Here is a 10,089-nt window from a genome sequence, read left to right as displayed (position 1 = left end):
CTCAGCTTCAACGAGGCCATCAAGGCCGGCAACGGTACGATCAGCATCTACAACAGCGACGGCAGCCTGGCGCGCAGCATCAGCGCCGGTGATACGGCGCAGGTGCGCATCAATGGCAGTACCGTGATCGTCGACCCTGCCAGCGATCTGCTGGCCAACCGCGCTTACTACATCACCCTGTCGGCCGGCGCAGTGACCGACCTCGCAGACAATCCCTTCGCCGGCATCAGCGGCGCGACCTCCTGGAACTTCAACACCGGCAGCACCGACAGCACTGCCCCGCAGATCGTGGCGCTGACCCCGGCCGATGACAGCGGCAACGTCGCGCGCCATGCCAACCTGGTGATCGTCTTCAACGAAAGCGTTCGCACCGGCAGTGGCAACCTCAACATCCGCGATGCACTTGGACAGCTACGCACGATCGCGGTGACCGACGCCAGCCAGGTCACGATTGACGGCAGTACGGTGACGATCAATCCAGCGGCCGATCTGCTTGCTGGTGCCAGCTACACGATCACCGTCGATGCAGGCGCATTCCGCGACCTGGCCGGCAATCCCCATGGCGGCATACTGACGACCAGCGCCTGGAACTTCAGTACCAGCGCCGCTACAGTGACCGACGACTATCCCTACAGCACCGACACCCCTGGGCTGGTCGTCGTCAATGGCGCCAGCGCATCGGGGACGATCGAAGTGCCTAACGACCAGGATCTGTTCCGGGTCGAGTTGCTGGCCGGTGTCAACTACACCTTCGACCTGCAGCGCAAAACCGGCGGACTGACCGACCCCTTCCTTGCGCTGTTCAGTCCGACCATCACGCAGGTGGCCTCCGACGACGACAGCGGCGGCTCCGGCAACGCGCGCATCAGCTACACTGCGTTGACCACCGGTTCGTACTACCTGGCCGTTGTCGACTACGACATCGGCACCGGCGGCTACACCTTGCGGGCCACGACCGCAGATTCGGTGGCGCCCACCCTGGTCAACCGGACACCGGCAGACGATACGCAGGCCGTCAGCGTCAGTGCCGATCTCGTGCTGGACTTCAGCGAAACGGTGCTGGCCGGTAGCGGCAGCCTCCGGATCTACAACAGCAACGGCAGCCTGGTGCGCGAGATCCATGCCAACGACAGCGCGGCGGTGCGTATCGCGGGCAACCGTGTCACCCTCAATCCGGGCGAGGACCTGCCCGCAGGCACCCGCTTCTACGTCAACATCGACGCCAACGCCTTCCGCGATGCCTCGGGCAATCCCTATGCCGGCCTTCTCGACACGAGTTCGTGGAACTTCACCACCGCCGCCGTGTCGTCGACCGACGACTATCCATTGAGCTTGAACACCACGGGAATGATTACGGTCAATGGTCTGGCCCTCAACGCCCGCATCGACAGCAGCAACGACGGTGACCTGTTCAAGGTGGACCTGAGCGCTGGTGTCACCTACCTCTTCGACATGATCAGCCCGCTCAGCAGTGCGGTGGACCCTTTCCTGGTGCTCTACGGCATGCAGCCCGAGGTGAACCTGATCACCTACGACGACGACGGAGGTCCGTTGCCGCTGGATTCGCGGGTCTACTACACCCCCTCCAGCTCGGGAACCCACTACCTGGCAGCCTACGACTATGCCGAGGCGACCGGCGCTTACAGCATTTCCGCCACGGTCCCGGTCGACGACTTCCTGGGCTCGACGACCACCAGCGGTCGCCTGGTGAGCGGTGGCGCCGTGCTCACCGGCAGCATTGGTGTTCCCAGCGACATCGACATGTTCGCGCTGTCCACGATAGCCGGCGTGCAGTATTCGGTAGACCTGCGGAGCACCGGTCTGACCGACCCCTATCTGGTGCTGTTCGACGCGGGCGGCACCGCCATCGCCTACGACGACGACAGCCTGGGCTCCCTCAATGCCGAAATCACGTTTACTGCCCAGACCAGCGGCATGGTGTACCTCGCCGTCTCCGATTTCGATGTCGGCACGGGCGCCTACAGTATCAACGCCTTCCCGCGCGTCGCGAACGTGACCGGTAGCTCCGGCGGCGACAAGCTGGTCGGCGGTGCGGACAACGACCTGATCTATGGTCTTGGCGGCAACGACACGCTGACCGGTGGCGCAGGCAACGATACCCTGGGCGGCGGTGACGGCATCGACACCATCCTCTATGGTGGCCCTGCCAGCCGTTATGTCCTGGACGTGCCGGGTGCCGGGTGGTCGGTACAGGACACTTCCGGCAGCGAGGGTCGTGACCTTCTTTACGATGTCGAACGCCTTCATTTTGCCGATCACAATCTGGCAATCGACATCGACGGCCATGCCGGCACGACCGCCAAGGTTCTGGGCGCGGTGTTCGGTGCCGAGACGGTCCACAATCGTACCTATGTCGGCATTGCGCTTGGTTTGCTCGACGGTGGCATGTCCTACCAAAGCCTGATGCAACTGGCGCTCGACGTCCGGCTAGGTGCCGCGGCCGGTCACCAGGCGGTGGTCAGTCTCCTTTACACCAATGTCATTGGCAGTGCACCCCCGCCAGATGCCCTGGCGTACTTCACCAGCCTGCTCGATGACGGCGTGCTCACACCGTCCGGGCTGGGTGTGCTGGCTGCCGATACCACGCAGAACGCAGTCAACATCAATCTCGTGGGGCTGTACGAGTCCGGTATCGAGTTTGTCTGAATCCCGCGGAGGACCCTGCCGAATGGCTGTTCAGGTCCCGGACTGCTGCTCGGAGCTGCTCAGTGGCTGACGCCGGCTGCCGCGAAACTGGCCATTTCGTTGAGGAACGCGGCGGCAGCGCGTACCAGCGGCCAGGCCAGTGCAGCGCCGGTGCCCTCGCCGAGGCGCAGGCCGAGGTCGAGCAGCGGTTCGGCGTTCAGGGCGCGTAGTTGTGCAAGATGGCCGGGCTCTGCCGAGCGGTGGCAATAGACACAATAGTCGCGAATATTCGGTGCGATGGCGGCGGCAACCAGCAGCGCTGACGTGACGATGAATCCGTCGATCAGCAGCAGCAGGCGGCGCTCGGCTGCGGCGAGCATCGCGCCGCTTATCATCGCGATTTCAAACCCTCCGAACTCGGCGAGTACGCGCAGCGCGTCGGTGCCGGGGGGCAGCGCAGCACGCTGCACCGCCTGCGCCAGCAGCGCCTGTTTGCGGGCGAGCCCGGAATCATCGAGGCCGGTACCCCGCCCGACGCAATCGACCAGCGGCGTGCCGGTCAGAGAATGCGTCAGCAGCGAAGCGGCAGCGGTATTGCCGATCCCCATCTCGCCGAAACCGACCACCCGGCAGCCCCGGTCGGCCAGTGCACCGACGATGGCCGCGCCACGGGCCAGTGCGGCATCGCATTCGCTCCTGCTCATCGCCGGCTGTTCGAGATAATTGCCGGTTCCGAAAGCGATCTTGGCGTCGACCAGACCGTCGCGCACACCGAAGTCATGCGCGACGCCGGCGTCGATGACCTGCAGTTGCAGGCCGTTGTGACGGGCGAAGACATTGATCGCTGCGCCGCCGGCGAGAAAGTTTTCGACCATCTGCCAGGTCACTTCCTGCGGGAACGCCGAAATGCCGGCGCATGCCGCGCCGTGGTCGCCAGCGAAGACCAGCAGGTAAGGATGGTCGAGACTCGGTGTCAGGGACTGCTGTATTTGCCCGATCTGCAGCGCCAGACGTTCGAGCCGGCCCAGTGAGCCGGGCGGTTTGGTCTTGCCGTCGATGCGGGCCTGTAGCCCAGGGACGACGGCGGTGGGTGGGATGGAGAAATGCATGCGCTGGTCAGATCACAAGAAAGGCGCCGATTATACGCATCCTTGATCGTGCTAAGCTTCGCAGCATGCGAGAACTGATCATCGGCGGTGCCCGTTCGGGCAAGAGCGTCCTGGCCGAACGCCGGGCCAGCGAAAGCGGATTGCGTGTCATCTACGTGGCAACGGCGTTGGCACTCGATGCCGAAATGTCGCGGCGTATCGAAGGTCATCGGGCGCGGCGCTGTCCCGAATGGGGTCTGGTCGTCGAACCGCTTGAACTGGCCGCTGCCCTGCATCGACACGCGGCGCCCGAGGTCTGTCTGCTCGTCGATTGCCTGACGCTGTGGTTGTCGAATCTGCTGTTTGCCGGCGAAGCGGCAAACCAGGCGGAAACTGGCGAAGCGGTGCATTGCCAGCGCCTCACCGGCGCGACGCAAGCGCTGGTCGACCGGCTGCCGGAACTGCCGGGGCGGGTCATCCTGGTCTCCAACGAGGTTGGTTGCGGCATCGTGCCGATGACGCCGCTGTCGCGATTGTTTGCCGACGAGCAGGGGCGGCTGAACCAGCGGGTGGCGGCGGTGTGCGAACGGGTGACGCTGGTGGCGGCGGGTTTGCCGCTAACCCTCAAGTAGCCGGCAGTGGCTTGGCTGGCGGTGGATCAGTGTTAATGTTGATCCTGTCTGACAATTTTCCCGAATGAGGAGCAAAGAGATGTACAAGCGAATCATGGTAGCCGTTGATGAGAGCTTCATGACCAGCCAGGTCATGCAGGCAGCGATCGAACTTGCCAAGGCCAGCGGCGCACGGCTGGCGATCTGCCACGCAATCGACGAAACGATTCTCGCGCAACGGGAAATGGCGATGATGCTGCCAAACAGCGTCGGCAAGACCGAGGCGCGCATGCGTCTGGGTGCGCAAGGGTTTCTCGGCCGGCTTGCCAACGAAGCACGGGCGGCCGGGGTCGAGGCGGAGATCAGACTCGTCGAGTCCGAACAGAAGCATGTTTCGGACATGCTCATTGACGCGGCGAGCGAATGGCAGGCTGATCTGGTGGTCGTTGGTACGCATGGGCGGCGCGGCATCGAGCGCTTCTTCGTCGGCAGTGTCGCTGACCGCCTGGTGCGCAAGGGGCATACCTCGTTGCTGCTGGTGCGCGGCGAAGAGAGCGACGAGTAGCCGCGGGCAAATGGCGTCCCCGCGACCCGGCCTGCGGGTTTCCGGTTCCGGTCAGTCCGGCATGGGCAGCCACTCGGCCAGGCGGCGTAGATCCAGATGTTGTTCGACGGCGTCGGCGAGGCGGTCGATGTCCTGTTCGCGACGCTGACGTGGGTCGAAGTCCTGGGTCGGTCGGTATCCGGCCCAGGTCAGCAAGGCCGATAAGGCTGGCGGAGAATCGAACAGGCCGTGACAGTAGGTCGCGAGAATCTGTCCATCGTCCGATCGTGCGCCATCGGGCTGGCCGGCGAGGAGCGCCGCCGGTCGAGCCAGTGCCGCGCCGCTGGTGACGCCCATGTGGATGCGGTAACCGGCGACCGCAGCGGCTCCGGGAAGCAGCAGTTCACCACAGACATTCTCCAGGGTTTTTTCGGCAGCCAGGCGCGTTTCATAGTCCAGCCATCCGAGTCCCGGCAGGCTGCCGGCCGGGCCTTCAAGCCCCTGCGGATCGTGCAGTTCGCGGCCGAGCATCTGCAGGCCGCCGCAGATGCCGATCAGTTTGCCGCCGTAGCGCAGGTGGCGACGAATGAACCCGTCCCAGCCCTGCGCACGCAGCCAGGTGAGGTCGGCCTGTACCGCCTTTGAACCGGGCAGCACGATCAGGTCACAGGGCGGCGGTGTCGCATTGGGCCCGACGAAGCAAAAATCGACTTCCGGATGAAAACGCAGCGGGTCGAGGTCGTTGTGATTGGAGATGCGCGGATACGCCGGCGCGACGACCCGTAGGCCGCTCGCCGCTTTTTTCTCCGCGGTGCGCGGCACGGCATCCTCGGCATCGAGATAGAGGCCGTGCAGATACGGCAGCACGCCGAGAACCGGCTTGCCGGTTCGCCCTTCGAGCCAGCGCAGGCCGCTTTCGAGCAGGCCGATGTCGCCACGAAAGCGATTGATCACGAAGCCCTTGACGCGCGCCTGCTCGGACGGCGAGAGCAGGTCGAGGGTACCGCACAGATGCGCGAAAACGCCACCGCGATCGATGTCGGCAATCAGGATCACCGGGCAATCGACGGCTTCGGCAAAACCCATGTTGGCGATGTCCCGGTCACGCAGATTGATTTCGGCCGGGCTGCCGGCGCCTTCGACGAGCAGGCACTCGTACTGTGCGCAGAGGCGCTGCCACGATTCGAGTACCGCCTGCATGGCGCGCGGCTTGTAGGCGTGGTAGTCGCGCGCGTCGAGGTCGAGCAACGCCTTGCCGTGGATGATCACCTGTGCGCGCTTGTCGGTTGCCGGCTTAAGCAGCACCGGATTGAAGTCGGAGTGCGCCGGCAGGCCGGCCGCGAGTGCCTGCAGCGCCTGCGCGCGACCGATCTCGCCGGCATCGACGGTGACCGCCGAATTGAGCGCCATATTTTGCGGTTTGAAGGGCGCGACGCGAACGCCACGGCGATGCAGGATGCGGCACAACGCGGTCACCAGCACGCTCTTGCCGGCGTCGGAAGTGCAGCCCTGGACCATCAGGCTGGGGGTAAGGGGCTTGTTCATCGTAAAATCCGGATTTCGTCGCCGCGATTGTCGCATGCCAACCGTTCTTTCCCTACCCCTGCTTGCTGCCGAAATGCCCACGTCGCTATGGCTGCCCCTGGCGGCGACCGCCGCTGCAGGGCTCGACCGGCTGTTCGGCGAGCCGCGGCGCTGGCATCCGCTGGTCGGTTTCGGGGCGCTGGCGAGTGCCTGCGAACGTGCCCTGAATACCGGCGAGTGGCGCCGCCTGCGCGGTCTGCTGGCCTGGGGGCTGCTGGTTCTGCCAGGCGTTGCGATCACCCTGCTGTTCCTGCTGGCGATGCCGCCCGGTCTGCTTCGCTCGCTGATCGACGCCGTCCTGCTCTATCTGGCGCTCGGCGGATGCAGCCTGGGTGAGCATGCCCGGCGAGTCGCCGATGACCTGGCGGAGGGTGATCTTGGCGCGGCACGCCGGCACGTCGGCTGGATGGTTTCGCGTCAGACCGAAGAGCTCGACAGCAGCGGTGTCGCATCTGCCTGCATCGAATCGACGCTGGAGAACGGCAACGACGCCATTTTCGGTGCGCTGTTCTGGTTCGCGCTGCTGGGCGGAGCGGGTGCCCTTCTCTTCCGGCTGGCGAACACGCTCGACGCGATGTGGGGATACCGCAATCAGCGCTTCAACGAATTCGGCTGCGCGGCTGCGCGCATCGACGACCTGCTGAACCTCGTACCCGCGCGTCTGACCGCTTTGTCCTACGCCATGTGCGGGCGCACGCGCGTGGCTCTGCGTTGTTGGCGAGAACAGGCGCCGCGCTGGAAAAGCCCTAATGCTGGCCCGGTGATGGCCGCTGGCGCTGGCAGTCTGGGTCTCGCGCTCGGTGGCGCAGCGGTCTACCATGGTCGGTGGGAAGAGCGGCCATGCCTTGGCGAAGGACGGCCAGCCGGCAGCGAAGACATTGCCCGCGCGCTGACTCTGGTGCGCCGCAGCCTGTTGTTGTGGCTGGCAGTGCTGCTTGCCTGGGGGCTGCTGCGTGCTTGAGCACGGCGGTCGCCTGCGTGCCGCCGCCCGGCAGTACGCGCCTTTCTGCCAATGTGAGCTGGCCGACTGGCTCGATCTGTCGACCGGCATCAACCCTGGCGCGTATCCGCTGCCGGCGATCGACCCGGCCTGCTGGCATCGCCTGCCCGAAGACGACGATGGCCTCGCGGCAGCAGCGGCGGCCTACTACGGCAACGATCGCTTGCTGGCGCTGCCGGGGTCACAGGCGGCGATCCAGTGGCTGCCGGCCCTGTTTCCGCCGGTCGCCGTCGCGTGTCTGACACCGATCTACGAAGAGCACCTGCAGGCCTGGGAACGCGCCGGCCACAAGTTGCGCCGCCTGCAGAATCTCTCCCTGGCACGTGCGCTCGCAGCAGCGACGCCGATCGTCGTGCTCTGCAATCCCAACAATCCGACCGGTCGAATGCTGCCCGCCGCAGAAGTGCTCGCCGCCGCCGCGCATCTGTTGCGACGTGGTGGCTGGCTGATCGTCGACGAGGCGTTTGGCGACCCCGACCCTGAGAATTGTGTGACCACTTTCGCCGGTGGCCCGACAGCACCGAATCTGATCGTCCTGCGCTCGCTGGGAAAATTCTTTGGTCTCGCCGGTGCCCGGGTCGGTTTTGTCTTCGGCGCGCCCGACAAACTCGAACGACTACGCGAGGTGTTGGGTCCCTGGCCCTTGTCGGGTCCGGCGCGCGCCGTTGCCCGGCAGGCGCTCGCCGATGGCGCCTGGCAGGCGCAGGCGCGGCGCGATCTGACTCTGGCCTCGCCACGGTTGGCGACCTTGCTGGCGCCGTTTGGCGAGGTGAGCCACTGCGCACTGTTCGTGACCGTCACGACAGCGCATGCCTCGGCACTCTTCGAACACCTGGCCCGGCAGGCAATCCTGGTCCGGCATTTTCCGGCACATGGCCTGCTCCGCTTTGGCCTGCCTGGCGGCGAGGCCGAATGGCAGCGGCTCGGCAGAGCCCTTGCCAACTGGAGCCCTTGACATGCCCGGCGCACGCTGGCTGCCACTACTTGCTGTCTGGCTGCTGACGTTCTGCCCACTCGTTCAGGCCGCAATCAGCGTCGTCGACGACAGTGGAAGCACGGTGCGCCTGGCGCAGCCAGCGAAACGCATCGTCAGCCTGGCGCCACACCTGACCGAAACGCTGTTTGCCGCCGGTGCCGGCGAGCGCATCGTCGGTACCGTCGACTACAGCGAGTATCCGGCGGCGGCGGGCAAGATCGCGAGGGTGGGTGGCTACTCGCGGATCGACCTTGAACGCGTCGCCGCGCTGCGGCCGGACCTGATCATTGCCTGGCAGAGTGGCAATGCCGCGGCGCACCTCGACCGACTGCGCGGCCTCGCGATTCCGATCTATCTGTCGCAGCCCAATCGCCTTGCCGATGTCGCCGGCGAGATCGAGCGCCTCGGTGTGCTGGCCGGCAGCAGTGCGGTCGCCGATCGCGCTGCCGAGAGTTTTCGCCAGCGCCTCGCCGGTCTGCAGAAGCGTTACGGCAGCCTGCCGCCGGTACGCACTTTCTACCAGATCTGGAAACAGCCACTGATGACCGTCGGTCACCGGCAGATCATCTCCGATGTCATCCATCTCTGCGGCGGCGAAAACGTTTTTGGGAAGCTGGAAACGATGGCGGCGACGGTCACTGTCGAAGCGGTCATCGCTGCCAACCCCGAGGTAATCGTCGCCAGCGGCATGGACGAAGCACGGCCCGAGTGGCTCGACGACTGGAAGCGCTGGACCTCGATCACCGCCGTCGCACGCGGCAACCTCTTCTTCGTCCCGCCCGACCTGATCCAGCGCCACACGCCACGCCTGCTCGAAGGCGCCGAGCGTCTCTGCCAGCACCTCGAAAGCGCACGCAGCCGCCGGCCCGCGAAGTGAGCCGGGCACGGCGGGGCGGCCCGTGCATTTGCCTGAATGAGCGACGCGTTGGCATCGGTGACCATTGTCGTCCCTGCAACTGGGAGGGGAGATTCGGGAGTTGCGGCGAATCAGAAAGCTTGGCCATTCGGTGTGCTTGAACTTCTCTGCGAGTTGGGCCGTGGCGTCGAAATCGGAAACCCAGACCATCTGATTGTTGCTGCGCTCGAAGGCGATACCGTCTTGCTGGAGTTGCCAACACCTCCCCTCCCGGCCATTGACGTCAATCTGGGTCGAGTACGGTGCCCAGGTCTGGATGCGCACGTGCTTCCAGCCAAACACCGGGTCGATCGGAGACCCGTATAGGGGCAGGCATCGGCGCTTCCGCCGGACGACCTCCAGACGTGGTGTCTTGCGATTGCCGGCGACGGCCAACGAGACACCAGGTTCGAGCACCGAGAAGAGGCCGACCAGGCCTTCGGTGATCCCGTCCTGCTCGGCAATAGCCCAGGCCATGGCTGCCTTCGATTGACTGCTGGCGTGCATGTGCGCGGATTCAAGATACCGGTAGGGATGCCCCGCTTGTTCGGCGGTTCTCTTGGCGTGCTGTATCAGGACTTCGGTTTCGCTCTCCAAGAACTTCCCGGCCTCCTTGAGCGTAAGCGTGCAGCCGATCCACCTGTAAAACCGCCGAGAGGTGGAGCAACCTCCAGGTTTTCGACAGGAGGACGAGATGGACAAGGCAGGAGAACTGGAAGCGCACTGGCGAGGGCATGTTGACGCC

8 protein-coding genes are annotated in these 10,089 nt (G+C 65.2%); 6 read left to right on the top strand and 2 right to left on the bottom strand.

What is annotated here, in order from left to right; translation table 11 throughout:
• Positions 1 to 2,667: Ig-like domain-containing protein (locus V5B39_RS20375; RefSeq protein WP_332344667.1), on the top strand; the 2,667-nt coding region annotated here is incomplete at its 5' end.
• A gap of 59 nt (positions 2,668 to 2,726) precedes the next feature.
• Here V5B39_RS20375 and cobT read toward each other — a convergent pair.
• Positions 2,727 to 3,755, bottom strand: a complete 1,029-nt coding sequence (cobT, locus tag V5B39_RS20370) for a nicotinate-nucleotide--dimethylbenzimidazole phosphoribosyltransferase (RefSeq protein ID WP_332344666.1) — start codon at positions 3,753 to 3,755, stop codon at positions 2,727 to 2,729.
• A gap of 65 nt (positions 3,756 to 3,820) precedes the next feature.
• On the opposite strand from cobT, the gene cobU reads away from it, so the two are divergent.
• Both cobU and V5B39_RS20360 read left to right on the top strand, forming a co-directional pair.
• The gene (cobU, locus tag V5B39_RS20365) at positions 3,821 to 4,366 is read left to right on the top strand and encodes a bifunctional adenosylcobinamide kinase/adenosylcobinamide-phosphate guanylyltransferase (protein WP_332344665.1); all 546 of its coding nucleotides are present in this window, start codon (positions 3,821 to 3,823) and stop codon (positions 4,364 to 4,366) included.
• A gap of 79 nt (positions 4,367 to 4,445) precedes the next feature.
• Positions 4,446 to 4,910 carry a universal stress protein gene (locus V5B39_RS20360; protein WP_332344664.1) on the top strand — a complete coding sequence of 155 codons (465 nt, stop codon included), beginning with the start codon at positions 4,446 to 4,448 and terminating at the stop codon, positions 4,908 to 4,910.
• A gap of 51 nt (positions 4,911 to 4,961) precedes the next feature.
• On the opposite strand, the gene V5B39_RS20355 is transcribed toward V5B39_RS20360, so the two are convergent.
• Positions 4,962 to 6,434 carry a cobyric acid synthase gene (locus V5B39_RS20355; protein WP_332344663.1) on the bottom strand — a complete coding sequence of 491 codons (1,473 nt, stop codon included), beginning with the start codon at positions 6,432 to 6,434 and terminating at the stop codon, positions 4,962 to 4,964.
• A gap of 34 nt (positions 6,435 to 6,468) precedes the next feature.
• Here V5B39_RS20355 and cbiB point away from each other — a divergent pair, with 34 nt between their 5' ends.
• The 3 genes from cbiB to V5B39_RS20340 are packed head-to-tail and all read left to right on the top strand — an operon-like array spanning position 6,469 to position 9,326.
• Complete coding sequence (gene cbiB / locus V5B39_RS20350) at positions 6,469 to 7,434, top strand: adenosylcobinamide-phosphate synthase CbiB (protein ID WP_434735736.1); 966 nt, start codon at positions 6,469 to 6,471, stop codon at positions 7,432 to 7,434.
• On the top strand, positions 7,427 to 8,428 hold the full coding sequence (gene cobD, locus V5B39_RS20345; protein ID WP_332344662.1) for a threonine-phosphate decarboxylase CobD: 1,002 nt from the start codon (positions 7,427 to 7,429) through the stop codon (positions 8,426 to 8,428). Before cbiB ends, cobD begins: the two co-directional genes overlap by 8 nt.
• Before the next feature lies 1 nt (position 8,429).
• Positions 8,430 to 9,326: a cobalamin-binding protein gene (locus V5B39_RS20340; RefSeq protein WP_332344661.1), complete on the top strand. Its 897-nt coding sequence runs from the start codon at positions 8,430 to 8,432 to the stop codon at positions 9,324 to 9,326.
• Positions 9,327 to 10,089: the final 763 nt, after the last annotated feature.

This window comes from Accumulibacter sp., assembly GCF_036625275.1.
Lineage (GTDB): Bacteria > Pseudomonadota > Gammaproteobacteria > Burkholderiales > Rhodocyclaceae > Accumulibacter.
Note: the sequence above shows the minus strand (reverse complement) of the source record. Positions and strands in the feature narration are given on the sequence as shown.

Bases quoted from the DNA above. Each gene is read 5' to 3' on its own strand.
- cobU (WP_332344665.1), top strand. From the start codon at position 3,821: ATGCGAGAACTGATCATCGGCGGTGCCCGTTCGGGCAAGAGCGTCCTG.
- V5B39_RS20340 (WP_332344661.1), top strand. From the start codon at position 8,430: ATGCCCGGCGCACGCTGGCTGCCACTACTTGCTGTCTGGCTGCTGACG.
- cobT (WP_332344666.1), bottom strand. From the start codon at position 3,755: ATGCATTTCTCCATCCCACCCACCGCCGTCGTCCCTGGGCTACAGGCC.
- V5B39_RS20355 (WP_332344663.1), bottom strand. From the start codon at position 6,434: ATGAACAAGCCCCTTACCCCCAGCCTGATGGTCCAGGGCTGCACTTCC.
- V5B39_RS20360 (WP_332344664.1), top strand. From the start codon at position 4,446: ATGTACAAGCGAATCATGGTAGCCGTTGATGAGAGCTTCATGACCAGC.
- cbiB (WP_434735736.1), top strand. From the start codon at position 6,469: ATGCCAACCGTTCTTTCCCTACCCCTGCTTGCTGCCGAAATGCCCACG.